This window comes from Pseudomonas sp. HMSC057H01, from assembly GCF_001836405.1.
Taxonomy (GTDB): domain Bacteria; phylum Pseudomonadota; class Gammaproteobacteria; order Pseudomonadales; family Pseudomonadaceae; genus Pseudomonas; species Pseudomonas aeruginosa.
This window is the reverse complement of the sequence record NZ_KV828506.1, coordinates 95,268-117,359: the sequence shown is the minus strand read 5'-3', so window position 1 is coordinate 117,359 and position 22,092 is coordinate 95,268. Positions and strand designations below refer to the sequence as shown.

Below are 22,092 nucleotides of genomic sequence, written 5' to 3'. Positions count from 1 at the left end.
GCGCCTTTCCAGGTTCATGCGTAGGCATCATCAGCCCCAGGGGCGGTTGAAGGAGGAATGCCATCTCCTGTCGGCAAGATTGGCACAAAGCGAGGCACCTATCAAAGGCCGGAGTACGCCGGATCGCCCGAAGCGTGCCAGTCTAGGGAACCTTTCCCCTTCCTTCGCCGGAGTCCCCCATGCGCCCAGCCCTGCTGCTTTGCTGCCTGTTCCTGTCCGCCACCGCCCAGGCCGAGGATTGCTCGCCGCAAACCTCTGTCGGTAGCTGGTGCGAGCTGCCGCTCGCGGCTCTCCACCCGACCCAGCAGAATGTCGGCCTGCTGCAGGTCGAGGATGACCAGGCCAAGCTCGCCGGGAAGAAGCCCAAGGCTCTCGAGCGCTACTTGCGCAAGAAGGAGATTCCGGTGGTGATCGGCCCCGGCGGCCGCTTCTACCTCACCGATCGCCATCACCTGAGTAGCGCGCTCTGGCGCCTGGACCCGAAACAGGGCGTACCGGTGAAGGTGATCGGCCGACTACCCCAGGCCACCGACTTCTGGAAGAAGATGCAGGAAAACCACTGGGTCTGGCTGCACGATGCGCGTGGCGCGGAGATCCCGCCCGAGGCGCTGCCGGACGCTCTCGCCGGGCTTGGCGACGATCCCTACCGCGCCCTGGCCGGCTACGCCGAGGACGAGAACGCCTTCGACAAGGATCGGCAGAGCTATTTCATCGAATTCCACTGGGCGCGCTATTTCGGCGAACGCATGCACTGGCGGCCGATCAGCCGCGCCACTCTGCCCGACGACCTGAAGCAGGCGCTGCGCCTGGCCTGCGAACCGGCGGCAAAGGAGCTGCCGGGCTACCGCCAGGACTGCCCGCGCTGAGGAATAAAAAAAGCCCCGCCGAAGCGGGGCTTTTCCAACCACAGGGGCCGGTCGGCTTACATCATGCCGCCCATGCCGCCCATGCCGCCCATGTCAGGCATGCCGCCCATGGCCGGCTTGTCTTCCACGATCTCGGCAACCATGGCTTCGGTGGTGATCATCAGACCGCCGATGGAGGCCGCAGCCTGCAGAGCGGAACGAGTGACCTTGGCCGGGTCCAGGATGCCCATCTCGATCATGTCGCCGTACACGCCGGTAGCAGCGTTGAAGCCGTAGTTGCCGGAACCCTGCTTGACCTTGTCGACCACTACGCTCGGCTCGTCGCCGGCGTTGGCCACGATCTGGCGCAGCGGCGATTCGACGGCGCGACGCAGCAGGGCGATACCGACGTTCTGCTCCTCGTTGTCACCCTTCAGGCCTTCGATGGCTTGCAGGGCACGAACCAGGGCTACGCCGCCGCCGGGAACCACGCCCTCTTCCACCGCCGCACGGGTAGCGTGCAGGGCGTCTTCGACGCGGGCTTTCTTCTCTTTCATCTCGACTTCGGTGGCAGCGCCTACCTTGATCACGGCAACACCGCCGGCCAGCTTGGCCAGGCGCTCTTGCAGCTTCTCGCGGTCGTAGTCGGAAGTGGTTTCCTCGATCTGCTTGCGGATCTGCAGGACGCGGGCTTCGATATCAGCCTGCACACCGGCGCCATCGATGATGGTGGTGTTTTCCTTGTTGATCACGACGCGCTTGGCGTTGCCCAGGTGCTCCAGGGTAGCGCCTTCCAGGCTCAGGCCGACTTCTTCGCTGATCACGGTACCGCCGGTGAGGATGGCGATGTCCTGCAGCATGGCCTTGCGGCGGTCGCCGAAGCCCGGAGCCTTGACGGCCGCGACCTTGACGATGCCACGCATGTTGTTCACCACCAGGGTGGCCAGGGCTTCGCCCTCGACGTCCTCGGCGACGATCAGCAGCGGACGGCCGGCCTTGGCGACGGCTTCCAGCACCGGCAGCATTTCGCGGATGTTGGAGATCTTCTTGTCGACCAGCAGCAGCAGCGGGCTATCCAGCTCGGCAGCCATGGTGTCCGGCTTGTTCACGAAGTAGGGGGACAGGTAGCCGCGATCGAACTGCATGCCTTCGACGACGGACAGTTCGTTTTCCAGGCCCGAGCCTTCCTCGACGGTGATCACGCCTTCTTTACCGACTTTTTCCATGGCTTCGGCAATGATCTGGCCGATGGACTCGTCGGAGTTGGCGGAGATGGTGCCTACCTGGGCGATGGCCTTGGTGTCGGCGCAGGGCTTGGCCAGCTCTTTCAGCTGGGCGACGATGGCCACGGTGGCCTTGTCGATGCCACGCTTCAGGTCCATCGGGTTCATGCCGGCGGCAACGGCCTTCAGGCCTTCGTTGACGATGGCCTGGGCCAGGACGGTCGCGGTGGTGGTGCCGTCACCGGCAGCATCGTTGGCCTTGGAGGCAACGTCTTTCACCAGTTGCGCGCCCATGTTCTCGAACTTGTCTTTCAGCTCGATTTCCTTGGCGACGGAAACGCCATCCTTGGTGATGGTCGGAGCGCCGAACGACTTGTCCAGAACCACGTTGCGGCCTTTCGGGCCGAGGGTGGCCTTGACGGCATCGGCCAGCACGTTCACGCCGACCAGCATTTTCTTGCGAGCGGAATCGCCGAACTTAACTTCTTTGGCAGCCATGTTCTCTTTCCTCTAAATCGAATTCGGTGAAAACGGAGTGGTGAGACCGATCAGTCTTCCAGGACGGCGAGGATTTCGGACTCGCCCATCACCAGCAGTTCCTCGCCATCGACCTTGATGGCGTTGCTGCCGGAGTAAGGCCCGAAGACCACCTTGTCGCCCACCTTCACTGCCAGAGCGCGCACTTCGCCGTTGTCCAGTACACGACCGGTACCTACGGCTACCACTTCACCGCGGTTCGGCTTCTCGGCGGCGGAACCCGGCAGCACGATGCCGCCTGCGGTCTTGGTCTCTTCCTCGCTGCGACGGATAACGACGCGATCATGCAGAGGACGAAGCTTCATAGTCGTAACTCTCCCAAACAGTGGTTTCCAACGGCCGGATCGAAGTCCGGCGGGTTTTGTTGAAGCCGGCGTTGCCGGGTTGCGACTCGACGCGCGAGCCGCGTAAGACAGCCTGCCCTTGTGGCAGGGACCTTGCGGTGACCGTTACATAAGGTCGCCACAAGCCATTTCAAGGGCATGCAGTGAAAATTTTTTTCAGTTGCGCGAATCGTCGCGGCGCTCGTACTCGCCCTCGATGACGTTCGGCCGCGACGGACCCTGTCCGTAGCGGGCGTTCAGGTCGTCGGCAAAGGCGCGCCGGCGCAGCGCCTGCTGTTCGACGCGGCGGCGCAGGCCGCCGAGCATCAGGCGACGGGTGAAAGGAATCAGGCAGAGGATGCCGAAGATGTCGCTGATGAAACCCGGCAGCATCAGCAGGCCGCCGCCGACGGCGATCAACAGGCCTTCGAGCATTTCCTGCTCCGGCAGTTCGCCACGGGCCAGTCGTTCGCGGGCGCGCCAGGCGGTGGCCACACCGGCCACGCGCAACAATGCGGCACCGATGAAGGCGCTGGCGACGATCAGGAACAGGGTCCAGCCGACCCCGATGACACTGCCGACCTTGATCAGGACGGCCAGCTCGACCAGCGGGAAGAGCAACAGCAGAAAGAGGAAAGCGCGCATTTCAGAGTCCTTGGCGGGGCCCGTTTGCCCCCGGTACCACCAGTAGTTGGCGCCAGCCGGGGAAGAATTCAACCCTGCTCCGGCTCGACGGTCGGCCAGCGCTCGGCCCTGGCCAGTTGCACCAGCGCCTGGCGCACGGCCCCGGGGTTGCCGCAGGCGGCGGGGAACGGCAGCCAGTGCAGGCCCTGGCCGATGCGCAGGTGGAAACCTTCTGTATCAATTCCCGCCAGCTGCGCCGCGGCATGCGCCGGCAGTCCGGCCAGTTCCACATAGTGGGCGATGGCGGCGGCGTGGTCGCTGTTCATGTGCTCGACCATGCCGCGCTCGGCTTCTCCGGCGAACGGATTGGCCAGCGGCACGCGCTCGGCGGCCAGCCAGTGGATCGCGCCGAAACCGCCGATGAAACGCCACTGGACCGGCTGCAGCACCCAGAAATCGAAATCGTGGACCCGATGGTAGTCGGCGGACTCGGGGAAATAGCGGTAATAGCGCTCGGCCGCCGCGGCGACCTCCTCCTCCGCCAATTGCCGCGCCTCGGCCAGCAGGGTGAGGCGGCCGACAGCCTGGATATCCTCGGCGCCGCGCTCGCCTACCAGCATCGAGCAGCGCGGGTCCGCCTGCAGGTTGTGGGTGTGCTGGGCGATCCGGCTGATCAGGATCAGCGGCCGGCCTTCAGCATCCAGGCAATAGGGAACCACCGAGCCGAAAGGAAAGCCCGGCCATTTCTTCGAGTGGGTGGAAAGGACCGCACGGTATTCCTTGAGCAGCAATTCTCGGGCATTCTTTGCAGCTTCAACGCTCAATTTATGACTCCTTGCATAGAGTCCGTCGTAAACGGACGGGCATATCAAAGTACGTTCGCAGGTGCCGGCAAGGTCCGCTTCCAGAAACTGCTCGTGGGGTTCCAAGCAATGCAATTGAAAGACAAGGTCATCATCATCACCGGCGGCTGCCAGGGGCTCGGTCGGGCAATGGGCGAATATCTCGCCGGCAAGGGCGCCAGGCTGGCCCTGGTCGATCTCAACCGCGAACGTCTCGACGAAGCCGTCGCTGCCTGCAAGGCCGCCGGCGGCGACGCTCGCGCCTACGTGTGCAACGTGGCGGACGAGGAACAGGTTACCCACATGGTGGCCCAGGTCGCCAGCGACTTCGGCGCGATCAACGGCCTGGTCAACAACGCCGGCATCCTCCGCGACGGCCTGACCATCAAGGTCAAGGACGGCCAGTTGAGCAAGATGAGCCTGGCCCAATGGCAATCGGTGATCGACGTCAACCTCACCGGTGTGTTCCTTTGCACCCGCGAAGTGGCGGCGAAGATGATCGAGCTGAAGAACGAAGGCGCGATCGTCAACATTTCCTCGATCTCCCGCGCCGGCAACATGGGCCAGGCCAACTACTCGGCAGCCAAGGCCGGGGTCGCCGCGGATACCGTGGTCTGGGCGAAGGAACTGGCGCGCTACGGCATCCGCGTGGCCGGCGTGGCGCCGGGCTTCATCGAGACCGAGATGACCGCCGGGATGAAACCCGAAGCGCTGGAGAAGATGACCGCCGGCATCCCTCTGAAGCGCATGGGCAAGCCGGTGGAGATCGCCCATTCGGTGGCCTACATCTTCGAGAACGACTACTACACCGGCCGCGTTCTCGAACTGGACGGCGGCCTGCGCCTGTAGACCCCGGCCCGGCAAGGAAAAAGCCCCGCTATCGCGGGGCTTTTTCGTGCAGGCCGGCTTACCAGCCGACCCCGAGGCCGAAGGTATAGCGGCGCTGGTTGACGTTGCCGTCGTTGCCGCTGAACTTGTCCCATTCCGCCTTCATGCTCAGCGAAGCCCAACTGGTCAGCTTGTAGCGGATCCCCGCCTCGGTCTGCAGCTCGTAGTCCAGGCCGGATTGCAGCGGCTTGCTGACCTCGCCGTTGGTGAACAGCTCGAACTGCTTGGCCAGCAGGTAGCGGTTGTAGCCCCACTTGAAGCTCGACGAATAGAAGTGCTCCTTCTCGCCGTCGGCGAACTCGTAGTCGTTGCGGTTGACCAGGGTGGCAATGGAGAACGCGCCCAGCTCGTTGTCCCAGAACTGGTAGCCAGGGCCGGTACCGACGGTACGCTTCTTCGCCAGGTCCTCGATCATGTCGCGCTTGTAGGCGACCTGGCCCTGCCAGAACCAGTGGTCGTCGATGAAGCGGTCCAGCGCGTACTGGCCGGAATAATTGTCGGTGCTGACCAGGCCGTTCTTCTTCTCGCGGTTGTACTCGCCCTGCACGTTGTGGCGCCAGAGTCCGTGGCGGGCGTTGGTCTTGAAATCGATGTCGTAGTCGGACACATCGTTCTCGGCCTGCTTGCGGTCCAGCGAGAAATCGACGTTGCCGTTCCATACCCAGTCCTGGAGGATCGGCTTGGGCGGCATCATCTGCTGGATGCTGGCCAGCTCCACGGTCTTCGGCTCGCCATTGACCAGGGTCACCTGGCCCGGCCCGGCGGCCCTGATGCCCTTGGAATGCTCGCCGGTCTCGGCATCCTGCTTGACCAGCAGGTTCTGCTCGCTCTCGAAGGTGGAGATCTTGTCCCACTTGAGCGTGATGTCGCCGCCATAGTCGGTCTTCAGCAGCAGCTTGCCGCCGTCGAACAGGGTGATCTTGCCGGTAAGGCGGTCACCGTTCTTCATCCAGACCGTATCGGCAAGGGCAGAGGTGGAACTTGCAAGGGCAGCGAGGCACAGCAGGATTCTCGACAACATGAGCACAAATCAACTGAGTTGGGTTCGAAGAGGCCGGCATTATCCAAATGCCGGGCGGCAGAGCAAGGACCGGGGCACGGGCGGTAAAGTTCAGCCGGATCGACCGAAAGGTGAGCCGCATCACCAGCCGACGCCGACCCCGATCAGGTAATGCCGGTCGGACTGGGTGCCCCCCTCGGTGCGCAACTGGTCCAGTTCATAGAGGAACGAAAGACGCGCCCAACTGTTCAGGCGATAGCGCAGGCCGTATTCGCTGTCGAGCAGGTAGTCGATCCGCTCGATGCCGGGAACCAGCACGGTTCCCTTGCTGTACAGCTCCAGCCGGGTCCCGGCGAGCAGCCGCTTGTAGTCCCACTCCAGCGAATAGGAGGTGAAATCCTCGCGCGGCTGATCGCGCCACTCCAGTTGCCAGCGACTGATCTCGGCGACCAGGTCGAAACGCCCGAGTTCGTCGTCCCAGAACTGGTAGCCGGGGCCGGTTCCCAGCGCGCTCTGGCGCTCCAGGTTGTCGATCGCATCGTGCTTCTGCGAATAGCTGCCGCGCCAGAACCAGTGTTCGTCGAAGAAGCGATCGAGGTCGTAGTCCAGCTCCCAGTTGTCCTCGACCTTGCGCCCGTCCTTCTTTTCCCGCTCCACTTCCCCCGCCAGCACGTGGCGCCAGGCACCATGGCGAAGCCGGGTATCACCCTTGAGCTTCCATTCGTCCTTGTCGCTGTCGTTGCGCTTGCTATCCAGCTTGACGTCGAGATTGCCCTCCCAGACCAGGTCCTCCACCAGCGGTCGCGGCGGCACCATCTGGCGAATACTGGCCAGCGGGACGGTATGGCTGCCGCCATCGACGATCCGCACCATGCCCTTGCCCGCCGCCTCCAGGGTTCGGCTACGCTGCCCGGATACGCCCTGCTGCTTGATCAGCAGGGGTTTGTCGGAACTGATGGTGTCGATATCCTTCCAATCGATCAGCACCTGGCCGGCATAACGGGTCTTCAGCGCCAGCTTGCCGCCGTCCATCAGCACGATCTCGCCGGACAGGCGGTCGCCGTTGTCCAGCCATACGGTGTCGGCCAGCGCGGGGCCGGCCAGGAGCATCACGACGATTGAACAGAGGGCTCTGAGCGACATGGGCGTTCACAAGGCGGACAGGAAAGGGAAAACCGTTGAGCATGCCTGGGCTGGCAGCGACCCGGCAAGTGCCCAGGCGCGCCGCGAGGCCCTGTACCTGGTGCTGGCGCAGGTGCCGCCGGGGCAGGTGGTCAGCTACGGGCAACTGGCCGAATTGGCCGGCCTAGGCCGCGCCGCCCGCTGGGTCGGCAGGACGCTCAGCCAGTTGCCGGTGGATACCCGCCTGCCCTGGCATCGGGTTCTCGGCGCCGGCGGTCGCATCAGCCTGCCGGCGGACAGTCCCGGCGGTCGCGAACAGCGCGCACGCTTGCGCGAGGAAGGCGTTCTCCTGCACAACGACAGGGTGGACATACGTCGGCATGGCTGGCTTACAGCGAAGTAGAGCGGTTAGAGTGCGCGTTATTTTTTGCGGAACGGTTACCCCATGACTCAGCAATCCTGGCGAGAGGCTCTGGTCGCCTACAAGTCTCCCGCCAGCCTGGCCCTCCTGCTGCTCGGCTTCGCCGCCGGCCTGCCGACCATGCTGGTGTTCAACACCCTGTCGGTGTGGCTGCGCGAAGCCGGCGTGGCGCGGGATACCATCGGTTTCGCCAGTTGGCTGGGGCTGGTGTACGCCTTCAAGTGGGTCTGGTCGCCGATGCTCGACCAGTGGCGCCTGCCCTTCGTCGGCCGTCTCGGCCGGCGCCGTTCCTGGCTGGTGTTCTCGCAGGTGCTGATCGCCCTGGGACTGCTCGGCATGGCCCTGTGCAATCCGCAGAGCCACCTGCCCTGGCTGATCGGCCTGGCCCTGCTGGTGGCGTTCGCCTCCGCCACCCAGGACATCGCGATCGACGCCTACCGCCTGGAAATCGCCGAGGATAGCCGCCAGGCCGCCCTCGCTGCCTGCTACATGACCGGCTACCGCGCGGCGATCCTGCTGGCCAGCGCCGGCGCGCTGATTCTCGCCGAATGGTTCGGCTCCACCAGCCTCAACTACAGCCAATCGGCCTGGGGCCTGACCTATGCGTTGTTCGCCCTGCTGATCCTGCCTGGGCTGGTCACCAGCCTGCTGATCCGCGAGCCGGCGGTGGACGTGCCGATCCACGTCAACCCGTCGCGTTTCGACTTCAACCACCAACTGCTCTCGGTGCTCCTGCTGCTGATCCTGCTGATCTCGCTGCCGGCGATGATCACCGCCCTCCTCGACCGCGCCTGGCCGCGCGCCGGCCTCTACGCGCTGCTCATGGGGATCTGCCTGTCGCCGTGGGGACGCCAGCAGATCCGCCCGGTCCGCGAACTGCTCGCCACCGTGCGCAGGCCGCTGCTGGTGGCGGCGCGCGGCAAGGAAGTGCCGCTGTTCGATTTCGTCCACCAGGCGGTCTCGGTGATGGTGCTGATCATCCTCCTCGTCACCGTCACCGCCATGTGCCGCGCCTACTACTCCGGTGCCTGGCCGCGCGGCACGCTGTTCCTGCTGATCGCCGCGTCCTGCCTGTCGGCACCCGGGCGCCTGCTGATGGCCCCGGTGCTGACGCCGATCACCGAGTTCGTCCAGCGTTATCGCTGGCAGGCCCTGCTGCTGCTCGGCCTGATCTCCACCTATCGCCTGTCGGACACGGTGATGGGGGTGATGGCCGGGGTCTTCTACATCGACATGGGCTTCTCCAAGGAAGTCATCGCCAGTGTCAGCAAGGTCTTCGGCGTACTCATGACCCTGATCGGCGCCGCCGCCGGCGGGGTGCTGATCGCCCGCTTCAGCATCCTCTCCATCCTGTTCATCGGCGGTGCCGCTTCGGCTGCCACCAACCTGCTGTTCGCCATGCTCGCCCAGCTCGGCCCGCTGCACGCCGAGGCCCTGCCCAGCCATGACGTGATCAGCCTGGTGATGGCGCTCGAGCCGCACGTGCTGATGCTGGTGATGACCATCACCCTCGACAACTTCAGCGGCGGCCTCGCCGCCTCGGCCTTCGTCGCCTACCTGTCGAGCCTGACCAACCTGAAGTTCTCCGCCACCCAGTACGCCATGCTCAGCTCGACCATGCTCCTGCTGCCGCGCTTCATCGGCGGCTACTCCGGAACCATGGTCGAGAGCCTCGGCTACGAGCACTTCTTCTACGTCACCGCGGTGATGGGCATTCCCACCCTGCTGCTGATCGGCTGGTTGTGGCTGCGCCGCGCGCCGTCCAGCGAGACGCCGGCGCCGGGTCACCAGAACGCCGAGCAGCACTGAGGCAAGAATGAAAAAGGCCGGCATTCGCCGGCCTTTTTCGTGGATCGTGCGGGCCCTCAGTCGGCCATCGCGCCCTGCACAACCTTGACCACCCGCTGCGGGAAGGGAATGCCGATACCTTCCTTGCCCAGCGCGTCGCGGGCCTTTTCGTTGAACATGAACATCACGTCCCAGTAGTCGGCGTTCTTCACCCAGACCCGCAGGGACAGGGTAATCGCGCTTTCGCCGAGATTGGAAACCACCGCCACCGGTGCCGGGTCCTTCAGAACCCGCGGATCGTCGGCCATGGCCAGGAGAATGTTCTGCGCATTCTTCAGGTCGGCGTCGTAGTCGATGCCGACGTCGAAGATCACCTTGCGCAGCGGCTCGGCGGAGTAGTTGGTCACCGTTCCGTTGGACAGCGCCCCGTTGGGCACGATGATCCGCTTGTTGTCGCCGCTACGCAGCACGGTGTGGAAGATCAGGATCGAATCCACGGTGCCGGCCACGCCCTGCGCCTCGATCCAGTCGCCGACCTTGAACGGGCGGAACAGCAGGATCAGCACGCCGCCAGCGAAGTTAGCCAGGCTGCCCTGCAGGGCTAGACCGATGGCCAGGCCGGCGGCGCCGATGGCGGCGACGAAGCTGGTGGTCTGGATGCCGATCATGGAAGCCACGCTGACCACCAGCAGGATCTTCAGGACGATGCTCACCAGGCTGCCGACGAAGCCCTGCAGGGTGCGGTCGACGCTGCGCCTGGCGAGCAGGCCGCCGACCCGGCCGGTCAGGGTGTTGATCAGCCACCAGCCGATCGCCAGGGTCAGCAGCGCCAGGGCGACCTTGCCGCTGTACTCCAGCACGATCGGCAGCCAGGACTCGGTCTGCTGCACCAGTCGGTCGTAGTTCAATTCCATGCATTACCTCCATTTCTCGAAAAAACACCCCTCCCTTCCGCAACGGAAACGGGACGGGCTTGCAGATTCCTGCCCGGACGCCGTGGGCCGACGTTCCCGGGCCTGGATACGAATCGGCTCAGCGCGGACGAACCGACGCTGCGCCGACAGGGGCGGACAACGCGGGAGAGGCCGCGGCGGCGCTACTCCCTATTGCGATGCCCGGGATGGCGAGAGGTTCCGAAAAACCTCGTCAATCGCGGAAGTTGGTGAACTGCAGCGGCATGCCGAGGGATTCGCCGCGCAGCAGGGCGATGGCCTCCTGCAGATCGTCGCGCTTCTTGCCGGTGACGCGCACCTGCTCGCCCTGGATGGCGGCCTGGACCTTGAGCTTGCGCTCCTTGATCAGGCCGACGATCTTCTTCGCCAGGTCCTTGTCGATGCCCTCGCGGAAGTTCACTTCCTGCTTGACCACCTTGCCCGACGGGTAGGCATCCTTGATCTCCATGCACTGGCTGTCGACCTTGCGCTTGACCAGGTTGGAACGCAGGATGTCGAGCATCTGCTCGAGCATGAAATCGGCTTCGGCGGTGAGGGTCACCGACTTGTCCTTGGCTTCGAAACTGCATTTGCCTTTCAGGTCGAAACGGCGATCCAGTTCCTTGATGGCGTTGTCCACGGCGTTGGTCAACTCGTGTTTGTCCAGTTCGGACACCACGTCGAACGAAGGCATGTCATCTCTCCAGATGGACGGCGCGACAGGGTTCACAGACGGAACCGCGCCTGGCTTGACGGTAAAAAATGCCCGCCCATTATAACCGAGCCCTCGCGAGCGAATGCCCGCCGGTGTGGCGGAGACCGACGATTTCTTCCCGATGGCGCGCGCGACCGCGGCCGGGACCCGGCCTCCCGCGACGAACCGGGCCCTTGCCGGCAGCGTACCGGCGCCCATCCTCTTCTCGAGTCCGTTCATGCCCAACCCCGATCTCAGCATCCTGGTCGTCGACGACGCCAAGTTTTCCAGCGCCATGATCGGCCGCGCCCTCAGCCAGGCCGGCTACCAGGACATCCGCTTCGCCAGCAGCGCCAGCGAGGCCCTGCAGCAGCTCGAACAACGCCCGGTCAGCGTGCTCCTGGCCGACTGGCTGATGCCGGAGATGGACGGCCTGGAACTGACCGCCCGGGTCCGCCAACTGGACGAAAGCATCAACCACTACACCTATATCGTCCTGCTCACCGGCAAGGAAGGCGAGAACGTCCTCGGCGAGGCCTTCGACCGCGGCGTCGACGACTTCGTCAGCAAGGCCGCGATGAACGAGCAACTGGTGCCGCGCATCTACGCAGCCGACCGCCTGTGCAACACCCTGCAACGGTTGCTGGTGGAAAACCGCCTGCTCACCGAAAACATCGCGCGGATGGAAGAACGCAACCTGGTGGATACCCTCACCGGCCTCGGCAATCCCCGCTACCTGCGCCAGAAGCTGGCCGACAGCCTGCGCCAGGTGGAAACCCGCGGTGGAGCGCTGTGCTACCTGCTGGTCGGCATGCCCGAGGCACCGGTCCTGCGCCAGCGGCACGGCGAGGCCTTCCATCGCGAGCTGCTGCTCGGCGTGGCCAGGCGCCTGCAACAGCTGGTCCGGCCGCTGGACGTGCTGGTGCGCCTGGACGAGCAGCATTTCGCCCTGATCACCTTGGTGGAGGACCTGCACGAATGCTCGTCGAGCAGCTTCAAGCGGCTGCACGACGGGCTCAACCTGAAGGCCTTCAAGACCAGCGAAGGCTTCATCAGCCTGAAAGCCGGCATCGCCATGCTCGGCCTCGACAGCGGGGCATTGCCGCTGGGCATCGACGAACTGCTGCAGCGCACCGAGGCCCTGTTGCCCGATGCCTATGCCAGCGGCAGGATCGCAACCTGCCGGCTACCGGCACTGCGCTAGACTTCGCTCTATCGTCAGCCATTCGCAGTAGCCACCATGACCTGGCATATCCTCGGCGCCGGTAGCCTCGGCAGCCTCTGGGCCGCGCGCCTCGGGCGCGCCGGCCTGCCCGTCCGCCTGATCCTGCGCGACCGCCAGCGCCTGCGCCGCTACCAACAGGCCGGCGGACTGAACCTGGTGGAAGACGGCCAGGCCAGCCTCTACCCGATCGCCGCGGAAACCCCGGACGGCGGGCAACCCATCCAGCGCCTGCTGCTGGCCTGCAAGGCCTACGACGCGGAGGAAGCCGCCTCCAGCGTGGCCCATCGCCTGGCCGGCAACGCCGAACTGCTGTTGCTGCAGAACGGCCTGGGCAGCCAGCAGGCGGTCGCCGCCCGCCTGCCGCGCAGCCGCTGCCTGTTCGCCTCCAGCACCGAAGGCGCGTTCCGCGATGGCGATTTCCGCGTGGTCTTCGCCGGCCGCGGGCACACCTGGCTCGGCGATCCGCGCGACACAAGCGCCCCCGCCTGGCTGGCGCAGCTGTCCCAGGCCGGGATCCCGCACAGCTGGAGCGACGACATCCTCGAACGCCTGTGGCGCAAGCTGGCCCTGAACTGCGCGATCAACCCGCTGACCGTCCTCCACGATTGCCACAACGGCGGCCTGCGGCAGCACCCGGAAGAGATCGCCGCGCTTTGCGACGAACTCGGCCAGTTGCTCCACGCCAGCGGCTACGACGCCGCCGCCAGGAGCCTGCTGGAGGATGTCCGGGCGGTGATCGACGCCACCGCGGCCAACTATTCCTCGATGCATCAGGACGTCACCCGCGGCCGGCGCACGGAAATCGGCTACCTGCTCGGCTACGCCTGCCAGCACGGGCAGCGCCTGGGACTACCGTTGCCGCGCCTAGGAACCTTGCTCGCCCGCCTCCAGGCCCATCTGCGCCAGCGCGGTTTGCCCGACCGCTAAAGCGCGTTACCCTGCCCGCCATTCCTTTTCGCCGCGGACCGCCAGAGCCCATGAACCTGCGCCAGCGCCTCGACAACCTGCCCGTAGGGCAGAAACTGCTCGCCGCCCTGCTGATCCTGCTGGCCACCGTGCTGCTGGTGGCCAACCTGGCGTTCATCAGCGCCGCCTACTGGATTTCCCAGGAGAGCGTCGCCCCCCAGGCGATGCAGACCATCGGCCGGCTGATCGCCAACCCGGCGCTCAGCCAGCCGGCACTCAGTTCGCCGCAGACCGCCGAGGTCCTGCTGCGCCAGCTCAACGATTACCAGCCGTTGCGCGCCGCGGCCCTGTACGACAGCAATGGGCTGATGCTGGCCGACCTGCAACGCGGCGACACCCTCAAGCTGCCGACCCGCCTGGACCGCCTGGAGCACTGGAGGCGCGGCGAGTACCGCCTCAACGCGCTGATCGAACTGCCCCAGGAAAACGCCCGCCCCGGCTACCTGCTGCTGGTGGCCAGCGGCGAACTGCCGAGCGCGTTCTACACCGGAACCCTCACCGCCAGCCTGGCGATCCTCGGCGTCAGCGTGCTGCTCTGGCTGCTGGTGGCGCAGCAGATACGCCGCCTGATCACCCGGCCGATCCGCGATCTCGAGGAACTGTCGCGACAGGTCACCCGCGAGGAGAACTACGCCCTCCGCGCCCAGCGCGGCAACGGCGACGAAATCGGCCGCCTGGCCGACGCGTTCAACACCATGCTGACCCGCATCGAGGCCCGCGAGCAGCAGCTCAAGCGCGCCCGCGACGATGCCCAGGAAGCGGTCGAGCAGGCCCAGAGCCTGGCCGAGGAAACCCGCCGCTCGAACCGCAAGCTGGAACTGGAAGTGCAGGTGCGCAGCAAGATCGAGAAGAAGCTCACCGGTTTCCAGCACTACCTCAACAGCATCATCGACTCCATGCCTTCGGCGCTGATCGCGGTGGACGAGCAACTCTACGTCACGCAGTGGAACCAGGAGGCCAGCCAGCTTTCCGGCACCAGCCTGGACGATGCGGTCAACCAGCCGGTGTTCCTCGCCTTTCCCTCGCTAAAGCCGTTCCTTCCGCAGCTCACCCGGGCTGCCGAGAAGCACAGCGTGGAGCGTGTCGAACGGGTCACCTGGGCGCTGATCGACACGCCACGCCACTACGCCCTGACCTTCTACCCGCTGATGGGCGGCACCGGCCGCGGCGCGGTGATCCGCATCGATGACATCACCCAGCGGCTGAGCCTGGAAGAAGTGATGGTGCAATCGGAGAAGATGCTCTCGGTCGGCAGCCTCGCCGCCGGCATGGCCCACGAGATCAACAACCCGCTCGGCGCGATCCTGCACAACGTGCAGAACATCAAGCGGCGCCTGTCCCCGGAGCTGGCGAAGAACGTCGAGCTGGCGGCCGAGGTCGGAGTGCCGCTGGAAGACATCAATCACTACCTCGACGGCCGCGACATCCCGCGCCTGCTGGAAGGCATCCAGCACGCCGGCTCGCGGGCAGCGAAGATCGTCACCCACATGCTCGCCTTCAGCCGCCGCAGCCACCGGCAGATGACCGCTTGCGAACTGCCCGCACTGCTCGAACAGGCGGTGGAAATCGCCGGCAACGACTTCGACCTGGCCGAAGGCTTCGACTTCAAGTCGTTGCAGATCGTCCACGAGTTCGATCCCAACCTCGGCCCGGTGCCGGTGATCGCCAACGAGGTCGAGCAGGTCCTGCTCAACCTGCTGAAGAACGCCGCCCAGGCCATCCACCAGCGCGACGACGAAGAGGAAGGCGAACAGGGTCGGATCGTCCTGCGCACGCGCCTGACGCCGCCCTGGGCGGAAGTCCAGGTGGAAGACAACGGCAGCGGCATGCCCGAACTGGTGCGCAAGCGTATCTTCGAGCCGTTCTTCACCACCAAGGAAGTCGGCCAGGGCACCGGTCTCGGCCTGTCCGTCTCGTATTTCATCATCACCAACAATCACAAGGGCCAGATGGAAGTACGTTCGGAACTGGGCCGCGGCACCTGCTTCAGCATCCGCCTGCCGCTGGAAAGCTCCGAAGCGGTCGCCCCGGCACAAGCCAAGGCCCTGCCGCCCGCTCTGCCGCAACCCGGTAGCAGCCTGCGGCGGGGCGACGAAGAGGAAGGTTGAAACCATGGGCAATCGATTGTCGAAGATCTACACCCGTACCGGCGACCGCGGCGAGACCGGCCTGGCCGGCGGACGCCGGGTGCCCAAGAGCCATCCACGCATCGAGGCGATCGGCGCGGTGGACGAATTGAACAGCCAGTTGGGCCTGCTCCTTGCCGAGCTGCTGGAAGCGCGTGGCGCACATCCCGGCCTGGAGGAGATCGTCCAGGCGCTAGCGCCAGTGCAACACCGCCTGTTCGACCTCGGCGGGGAGCTGGCGATGCCGGAGTATCGGGCCCTGGACGAGACGGAAGTGGCACGCCTGGAAAGCTGCATCGACCGCTGGAACGACGAGCTGGGCCCGCTGAAGAATTTCATCCTCCCCGGCGGTTCCCGCCTGGTCGCCCAGGCCCATGTCTGCCGCAGTCTGGCGCGCAGCGCCGAACGGCGCTGCCAGGCGCTGGACCAGGAGGAAACGCTGGAGGGCGTCGGCCTGCGCTACCTGAACCGGCTCTCCGACCTGCTGTTCGTCGCCGCCCGCGCCATCGCCCGGCGCCAGGGCGTGGCGGAGATTCTCTGGGAGGCGGCGGCAAAACCGGACTGACGGCGAGCGAGGGCTCGGCATCGAGACGAAAAAAAGAGGCCGAAGCCTCCTTTTTTCTTCATTCCACCGTCAAAGGCCGCCCGGCCAGAACGCACGGATACCCGCCACGCCCTGGGCTCCATGCTCCCAAGCCTGCTCGGCTTGCTGCGGACCGACGCCACCCAGCAGGTAGACCGGCTGGTTGAAGCCGGCGATCAGTTCGGCGGCCTTGTCCCACCCCAGCGCCGGCTCGCCGGGATGGCTCTCGGTCGGCTGTACCGGCGAAAGGGTGACGAACTCCACTCCCATCGAGGCGGCCAGGGCCAGTTCCTCCGCGTCGTGGCAGGAGGCGGCCAGCAGGCGCCCTTCGGGGAACGGCCGACCGGCGCTGGCGTATTTGCGCAGTTGAGCGGAGGTCAGGTGCCAACCGGCAGCCGGGAAGTCGCCCAGCCACTCCAGCGGGCCTTTCAGCATCAGTTGCGCCTTGCCGGCGCAGAGTCCCTGGATATCAATGGCGAGATCGCGGTATTCGGGACTGAACATGTTCGGCGCGCGCAACTGGATGAGGCGGATGCCCGCCTCCACCGCCTTGCGTACGCCGCTGATCAGCTCGCCCGGCTCCAGGCCGTCCGGGGTGATCAGATAGTGCGCCGGCAGGCGCGCGGCCTGGACGATCGGCGCGTTGGCGGCGGGGAACTCGTAGTCCGCCAGCTCGCGCGGCTCCACCCAGGCCAGCGGTTGGCCCTCGACGCCGTGGGCTTCGCCGGAAAACCCGTCGACCTCCCAGACATCGAGCAGGACGTGCTTGTCGGCATAGTCGTGGCGAACCTGGATCAGCGGCCGGGCCCGCTCGACACGGATGCCCAGTTCCTCTTCCAGCTCACGGGCCAACGCCGCGCGCACCGGCTCGCCGTCCTCCACCTTGCCCCCGGGAAACTCCCACAGGCCGCCCTGATGCTTGTCTTCCGGCCGCCGGGCGATCAGCACCCGGCCATCGGAGCCACGAATCACGGCCGCGGCGACATGTACTCGTTTCACGGATCATCTCCTCGCTACTGCCGTCACGCACCGCCGGAAGCGGCGGACGGCCATCAACTACCGGCCTGCTCGCGCAATGCCGCGTCGTACCAGGCGCGGAACGCAGGCCACTGATAAATCGTCTCGACATAGGTCCGGGCGATATCCGGCAATTCCACCGCATAACTGCGGAAACGCGCCGCCACCGGTGCGTAGAACGCATCCGCCAGGCTGGCGTGGCCGAACAGGAACGGACCGTCCTGGCCGAAGCGCCGCCGGCAATCCGCCCAGGCTTCGCAGATACGTTGAATATCCTGTCGTGTCGCCTCGGACAATTCCACCAATGGCTGCTGGCGCCGCAGGTCCATCGGCAGCTCGCCGCGCAACGCGGCGAAACCGCTGTGCATTTCCGCGCAGACCGAACGGGCCAGCGCCCGCGCCGCCTCGCCGCGCGGCCACAGGTGGGCCTCGGGGAAGCGCTCGGCGAGGTACTCGGCGATGGCCAGGGAATCCCAGATGTCGCCATCCTCGCTTTTCAGCAAGGGCACCTTGCCGGTCGGCGAATATTGCAGGATCCGCTCCCGGGTATCGGGCCGCCCCAGCGGGACGAGGATCTCGTCGAACGCCGCCCCGCTCATGCGCAGGGCCAGCCAGCCCCGCAGCGACCAGGACGAGTCATTGCGATTGCCAATCACGATGGTCAGGGCCATGCGCCTCTCCTCTTCGGCCGCCCGACGCGGACGGCCATGCACCAGAGAACTTAAGAGGCGCACGGACCGATGGCAAATTCCCGATTTTCATCCATCGATGAAGGATCGGAATGCCTGGCTTCAGGTGCGGTACTCTGCGTTGATCTTCACGTATTCGTGGGACAGGTCGGTGGTCCAGATGGTCTCGCTGCAGGTGCCGCGTCCCAGTTCGATGCGGATGCCGATCTCGGCCTGGGCCATCACCGCCGCGCCCTGCTCCTCGGTGTAACTGGCCGCCCGGCCGCCACGGCTGGCGATACAGACGTCGCCAAGGAACACGTCGATCTTGCTCACGTCCAGATTGGCCACGCCGGCACGTCCGACCGCGGCGAGGATGCGTCCCCAGTTCGGGTCGGAGGCGAACAGCGCGGTCTTGATCAGCGGCGAGTGGGCCACGGCGTAGCCGACATCCAGGCACTCCTGGTGAGTGGCGCCGCCGTTGACCTGGACAGTGACGAACTTGGTCGCGCCCTCGCCGTCGCGAACGATGGCCTGGGCCAGCTCCATGGAAACCTCCAGTACCGCTTGCTTCAACGCGGCGAACAGCGCGCCGCTGGCCTGGGTGACTTCCGGCAGCGCCGCGCGACCGGTGGCGATCAGCATGCAGCAGTCGTTGGTGGAGGTATCGCCGTCGATGGTGATGCGGTTGAAGGACTTGTTGGCGGCGTCGCGCAACAGATCCTGCAGCACGCCCTGGGCGACCTTGGCGTCGGTGGCGATATAACCGAGCATGGTCGCCATGTTCGGCTTGATCATCCCGGCGCCCTTGCTGATCCCGGTGACGGTGACGGTCACGCCATCGTGCACGAACTGGCGGCTGGCGCCCTTGGGCAGGGTATCGGTGGTCATGATTCCCGCGGCAGCTTCGGCCCAGCGGTCCTCGGCCAGGTCGGCCAGGGCCGCAGGCAACGCCGCCTCGATCTTGGCCACCGGCAGGGGTTCGCCGATCACCCCGGTGGAATATGGCAGCACCGAAGTCTCGGCGACCCCGGCCAGTTCGGCGAGCTTGGCGCAGGTTTGCGCGGCGGCGGCGAGGCCGGCCTCGCCGGTACCGGCGTTGGCGTTGCCGGTATTGGTCAACAGGTAGCGCACCTCACCGAGGAAACGCTGCTTGGCCAGGGTCACCGGCGCGGCACAGAACGCGTTCAGGGTGAACACCCCGGCCACGCTGGAGCCTTCGGCGCAGCGCATGACCACCACGTCTTTGCGCCCCGGTCGCTTGATGCCGGCGGAAGCGATGCCGAGTTCGAAACCGGGGACCGGGTGCAGGGTGGACAGGGGGCCAAGACCGACAGCCATGGGAACGCGCTCCTTTACCAAACAGTGGACTCGATGCCGTCTGCGACGGCGTGACGGAAAACGCATCGGCGCCGGTCTGGCGCCAATTCGAACAAACGCCGCGAGCGGCAGGACCGGTCGCGGCGTTGGTGAACCAGGCGGGAAGCTTAGTCCAGCTGCCCGTGGCAGTGCTTGTATTTCTTGCCGGAACCGCACGGGCAAGGCTCGTTGCGGCCGATCTTCTGCTCGTTGCGCACAGGCTCGAGCGGCACGACCGGAGCCGGGCCCTCGGGAAGCTCTTCTTCCTCGCCGGCCACGGCCTGCTCCATCGAGGGAGCCTCGGCGTGCTGGAACTGCATGCGCTTGGCCAGTTCCTCCGCCTCGCGACGCAGGCGGGCCTCCTCTTCGGCCGGGTCTTCGCGACGGACCTGGACGTGGGACAGCACGCGGATGGTGTCGCGCTTGATCGAGTCCAGCAACTCCTGGAACAGGGTGAAGGACTCGCGCTTGTATTCCTGCTTCGGATTCTTCTGCGCGTAGCCACGCAGGTGGATGCCGTGCCGCAGGTGGTCCATGGTCGACAGGTGGTCCTTCCACAGGTCGTCCAGTACCCGCAGCAGCATCTGCTTCTCGAAGGCGCGCAGGGCTTCGGCGCCGGCCAGCTCTTCCTTCTCGTAGTAGGCGGCGACGATCTGCTCGAGGATCTTGCTACGCAGGGTTTCCTCGTACAGCTTGTCGTCTTCGTCCAGCCACTGCTGGATCGGCAGGCGCACGGCGAAGTCGCTGTACAGCGCGGCCTCCAGGCCTTCGATGTCCCACTGCTCGGGCAGCGACTGCGGCGGAATGTGTTGGTTGATGGTGGCGCTGAGGGTTTCCTCGCGGAACTCCTTGATGGTCTCGCCCACGTCCTCTGCCGACAGCAGGGTGTTGCGCATGTGGTAGATCACCTTGCGCTGCTCGTTGGCTACGTCATCGAATTCCAGCAGTTGCTTGCGGATGTCGAAGTTGCGCCCTTCGACCTTGCGCTGGGCCTTCTCGATGGCGTTGGTCACCATGCGGTGCTCGATCGCCTCGCCGGACTGCATGCCCAGCGCCTTCATGAAGTTCTTCACCCGGTCGGAGGCGAAGATCCGCATCAGGTTGTCTTCCAGCGACAGGTAGAAGCGGCTGGAACCCGGGTCGCCCTGACGACCGGCACGGCCGCGCAACTGGTTGTCGATCCGGCGGGATTCGTGGCGCTCGGAGGCGATCACGTGCAGGCCACCCGCCTCGATCACCTGCTGGTGGCGCTTCTGCCATTCGGCCTTGATCTGGGCGATCTGCTCCTCGGTGGGGTTCTCCAGGGCCGCGACTTCGACTTCCCAGTTGCCACCGAGGAGGATGTCGGTACCGCGGCCGGCCATGTTGGTGGCGATGGTCACCGAACCGGGCGCGCCAGCCTGGGCGATGATCTCGGCTTCCTTCTCATGGTACTTGGCGTTGAGCACCTTGTGCTCGATGCCTGCCTCTTGCAACAGCTTGGAAACGTACTCGGAACTCTCGATCGACGCGGTGCCGACCAGGATCGGCCGGCCGAGGGCCTGGCACTGCTTGATGTCGGTGATGATCGCCGCGTACTTCTCTTCCTGGGTCAGGTAGACCAGGTCGTTGAAGTCCTTGCGCGCGATCGGCCGGTGGGTCGGGATCACCACCACGTCGAGACCGTAGATCTGGCGGAACTCGAAGGCCTCGGTATCGGCGGTGCCGGTCATGCCGGCCAGCTTGTTGTACAGGCGGAAATAGTTCTGGAAGGTGGTGGAGGCCAGGGTCTGGCTCTCGGCCTGGATCGGCAGGCCCTCCTTCGCCTCGATGGCCTGGTGCAGGCCCTCGGACAGGCGACGGCCAGGCATGGTGCGGCCGGTGTGCTCGTCGATCAGGAGGATCTGGTCGCCCTGGACGATGTACTCGACGTTGCGGTGGAACAGGGTGTGCGCGCGCAGCGCTGCGTAGACGTGGGTCAGCAGGCTCAGGTTGTGCGCCGAATAGAGGCTCTCGCCTTCGCCGAGCAGGCCGTTCTGGCTCAGCAGGTCCTCGATGAACTGGTGGCCCTGCTCGTTGAGTTCGACCTGGCGGGTCTTCTCGTCGATGCTGTAGTGGCCTTCCTCGGTCGGCTTGCCCTCGACCTCTTCGACCTGGCGATTGAGACGCGGGATCAGCTTGTTGATCTTGATGTACAGCTCGGAGCTGTCTTCGGCCTGGCCGGAGATGATCAGCGGGGTACGCGCCTCGTCGATGAGGATCGAGTCCACTTCGTCGACCACGGCGAAGTTCAGCTCGCGCTGGAACTTGTCGTCCAGGCTGAAGGCCATGTTGTCGCGCAGGTAATCGAAGCCGAATTCGTTGTTGGTGCCGTAGGTGATATCGGCGGCGTAGGCGGCGCGCTTGTCTTCCGGCGGCTGGAAGGGAGTGACCACGCCGACGCTGAGGCCGAGGAACTCGTACAGCGGGCGCATCCAGTTGGCGTCGCGGCGCGCCAGGTAGTCGTTCACCGTGACCACGTGCACGCCCTTGCCGGACAGCGCGTTGAGGTAGACCGGCAGGGTGCCCACCAGGGTCTTGCCCTCGCCGGTACGCATTTCGGCGATCTTGCCGTCGTGCAGGGTCATGCCGCCGATCAGCTGGACGTCGAAGTGGCGCATGCCCATCACCCGCTTGCCAGCCTCGCGAACCACGGCGAAGGCTTCGGGCAGCAATTGGTCGAGCGTTTCGCCCTTGGCGTAGCGCTGCTGGAATTCAGCCGTTTTCGCCTTCAACTGCTCGTCGGAGAGCGCCACCATCTGGGGCTCGAGCGCATTGATGGCCTGTACAGCCTTGGCCATGCGCTTTACATCACGCTCGTTCTTGCTTCCAAAGAGTTTCTTCAACAAAGGCGCAAACATATCGACTTGGTCATCCACACGTGGGGAATG

The 22,092-nt window shown here is 65.5% G+C and carries 20 protein-coding genes and 1 riboswitch; of the genes, 8 read left to right on the top strand and 12 right to left on the bottom strand.

Annotation, left to right across the window (positions count from 1 at the left end):
- Positions 1 to 14: 14 nt before the first annotated feature.
- Positions 15 to 77: riboswitch (Fluoride riboswitch) on the bottom strand.
- A 102-nt stretch (positions 78 to 179) separates the two neighbouring features.
- Positions 180 to 866, top strand: a complete 687-nt coding sequence (locus HMPREF2581_RS21535) for a ParB-like protein (protein WP_003094054.1) — start codon at positions 180 to 182, stop codon at positions 864 to 866.
- Positions 867 to 922: 56 nt separating this feature from the next.
- Here the strand turns inward: HMPREF2581_RS21535 and groL are convergent, their stop codons facing one another.
- The 4 genes from groL to HMPREF2581_RS21515 all read right to left on the bottom strand — a co-directional run bounded on the left by groL (position 923) and on the right by HMPREF2581_RS21515 (position 4,376).
- On the bottom strand, positions 923 to 2,566 hold the full coding sequence (gene groL, locus HMPREF2581_RS21530; RefSeq protein ID WP_003094059.1) for a chaperonin GroEL: 1,644 nt from the start codon (positions 2,564 to 2,566) through the stop codon (positions 923 to 925).
- A gap of 50 nt (positions 2,567 to 2,616) precedes the next feature.
- On the bottom strand, positions 2,617 to 2,910 hold the full coding sequence (locus HMPREF2581_RS21525; RefSeq protein WP_003094064.1) for a co-chaperone GroES: 294 nt from the start codon (positions 2,908 to 2,910) through the stop codon (positions 2,617 to 2,619).
- Positions 2,911 to 3,105: 195 nt separating this feature from the next.
- Entirely contained in the window at positions 3,106 to 3,573 is a 468-nt protein-coding gene (locus HMPREF2581_RS21520; RefSeq protein ID WP_003094066.1) for an FxsA family protein, read from the bottom strand.
- Between the two features lie 68 nt (positions 3,574 to 3,641).
- Entirely contained in the window at positions 3,642 to 4,376 is a 735-nt protein-coding gene (locus tag HMPREF2581_RS21515; RefSeq protein WP_003112758.1) for a HugZ family pyridoxamine 5'-phosphate oxidase, read from the bottom strand.
- Between the two features lie 108 nt (positions 4,377 to 4,484).
- On the opposite strand from HMPREF2581_RS21515, the gene HMPREF2581_RS21510 reads away from it, so the two are divergent.
- Positions 4,485 to 5,243, top strand: coding sequence for an SDR family oxidoreductase (locus tag HMPREF2581_RS21510; protein WP_003094072.1), 759 nt, complete (start codon positions 4,485 to 4,487; stop codon positions 5,241 to 5,243).
- Between the two features lie 58 nt (positions 5,244 to 5,301).
- Here the strand turns inward: HMPREF2581_RS21510 and HMPREF2581_RS21505 are convergent, their stop codons facing one another.
- Complete coding sequence (locus HMPREF2581_RS21505) at positions 5,302 to 6,309, bottom strand: DUF481 domain-containing protein (protein ID WP_083329342.1); 1,008 nt, start codon at positions 6,307 to 6,309, stop codon at positions 5,302 to 5,304.
- Positions 6,310 to 6,423: 114 nt separating this feature from the next.
- Entirely contained in the window at positions 6,424 to 7,425 is a 1,002-nt protein-coding gene (locus HMPREF2581_RS21500) for a DUF481 domain-containing protein (protein ID WP_003120893.1), read from the bottom strand.
- Here HMPREF2581_RS21500 and HMPREF2581_RS21495 point away from each other — a divergent pair.
- Both HMPREF2581_RS21495 and ampG read left to right on the top strand, forming a co-directional pair.
- Complete coding sequence (locus tag HMPREF2581_RS21495; RefSeq protein ID WP_003141261.1) at positions 7,424 to 7,807, top strand: MGMT family protein; 384 nt, start codon at positions 7,424 to 7,426, stop codon at positions 7,805 to 7,807. The genes HMPREF2581_RS21500 and HMPREF2581_RS21495 overlap by 2 nt on opposite strands.
- A gap of 42 nt (positions 7,808 to 7,849) precedes the next feature.
- Positions 7,850 to 9,634, top strand: coding sequence for an MFS transporter AmpG (gene ampG, locus HMPREF2581_RS21490; protein ID WP_003094076.1), 1,785 nt, complete (start codon positions 7,850 to 7,852; stop codon positions 9,632 to 9,634).
- 56 nt (positions 9,635 to 9,690) lie between these two features.
- Here the strand turns inward: ampG and HMPREF2581_RS21485 are convergent, their stop codons facing one another.
- Positions 9,691 to 10,527 (bottom strand): mechanosensitive ion channel family protein, encoded by an 837-nt coding sequence (locus HMPREF2581_RS21485; protein ID WP_003094078.1) that lies wholly within the window; start codon positions 10,525 to 10,527, stop codon positions 9,691 to 9,693.
- A gap of 232 nt (positions 10,528 to 10,759) precedes the next feature.
- The gene (locus HMPREF2581_RS21480) at positions 10,760 to 11,239 is read right to left on the bottom strand and encodes a YajQ family cyclic di-GMP-binding protein (protein WP_003094081.1); all 480 of its coding nucleotides are present in this window, start codon (positions 11,237 to 11,239) and stop codon (positions 10,760 to 10,762) included.
- Between the two features lie 103 nt (positions 11,240 to 11,342).
- Between HMPREF2581_RS21480 and HMPREF2581_RS21475 the strand changes: the two genes are divergently transcribed.
- The 4 genes from HMPREF2581_RS21475 to HMPREF2581_RS21460 are packed head-to-tail and all read left to right on the top strand — an operon-like array spanning position 11,343 to position 16,121.
- Complete coding sequence (locus HMPREF2581_RS21475) at positions 11,343 to 12,443, top strand: GGDEF domain-containing response regulator (protein ID WP_003106524.1); 1,101 nt, start codon at positions 11,343 to 11,345, stop codon at positions 12,441 to 12,443.
- Positions 12,444 to 12,479: 36 nt separating this feature from the next.
- On the top strand, positions 12,480 to 13,391 hold the full coding sequence (locus HMPREF2581_RS21470) for a putative 2-dehydropantoate 2-reductase (protein WP_003141264.1): 912 nt from the start codon (positions 12,480 to 12,482) through the stop codon (positions 13,389 to 13,391).
- A gap of 50 nt (positions 13,392 to 13,441) precedes the next feature.
- The gene (locus HMPREF2581_RS21465; RefSeq protein WP_003094087.1) at positions 13,442 to 15,538 is read left to right on the top strand and encodes a sensor histidine kinase; all 2,097 of its coding nucleotides are present in this window, start codon (positions 13,442 to 13,444) and stop codon (positions 15,536 to 15,538) included.
- A 4-nt stretch (positions 15,539 to 15,542) separates the two neighbouring features.
- Positions 15,543 to 16,121, top strand: a complete 579-nt coding sequence (locus HMPREF2581_RS21460) for a cob(I)yrinic acid a,c-diamide adenosyltransferase (RefSeq protein WP_003094089.1) — start codon at positions 15,543 to 15,545, stop codon at positions 16,119 to 16,121.
- A 69-nt stretch (positions 16,122 to 16,190) separates the two neighbouring features.
- Here HMPREF2581_RS21460 and HMPREF2581_RS21455 read toward each other — a convergent pair whose 3' ends face one another.
- The 4 genes from HMPREF2581_RS21455 to secA form a co-directional block, all read right to left on the bottom strand.
- Positions 16,191 to 17,138, bottom strand: coding sequence for a Nudix family hydrolase (locus tag HMPREF2581_RS21455; RefSeq protein WP_003110158.1), 948 nt, complete (start codon positions 17,136 to 17,138; stop codon positions 16,191 to 16,193).
- Between the two features lie 53 nt (positions 17,139 to 17,191).
- The gene (locus HMPREF2581_RS21450; RefSeq protein WP_003116203.1) at positions 17,192 to 17,827 is read right to left on the bottom strand and encodes a glutathione S-transferase family protein; all 636 of its coding nucleotides are present in this window, start codon (positions 17,825 to 17,827) and stop codon (positions 17,192 to 17,194) included.
- A 120-nt stretch (positions 17,828 to 17,947) separates the two neighbouring features.
- On the bottom strand, positions 17,948 to 19,165 hold the full coding sequence (gene argJ / locus HMPREF2581_RS21445; RefSeq protein ID WP_003110156.1) for a bifunctional glutamate N-acetyltransferase/amino-acid acetyltransferase ArgJ: 1,218 nt from the start codon (positions 19,163 to 19,165) through the stop codon (positions 17,948 to 17,950).
- A 146-nt stretch (positions 19,166 to 19,311) separates the two neighbouring features.
- Complete coding sequence (secA, locus tag HMPREF2581_RS21440) at positions 19,312 to 22,062, bottom strand: preprotein translocase subunit SecA (protein WP_003141268.1); 2,751 nt, start codon at positions 22,060 to 22,062, stop codon at positions 19,312 to 19,314.
- Positions 22,063 to 22,092: the final 30 nt, after the last annotated feature.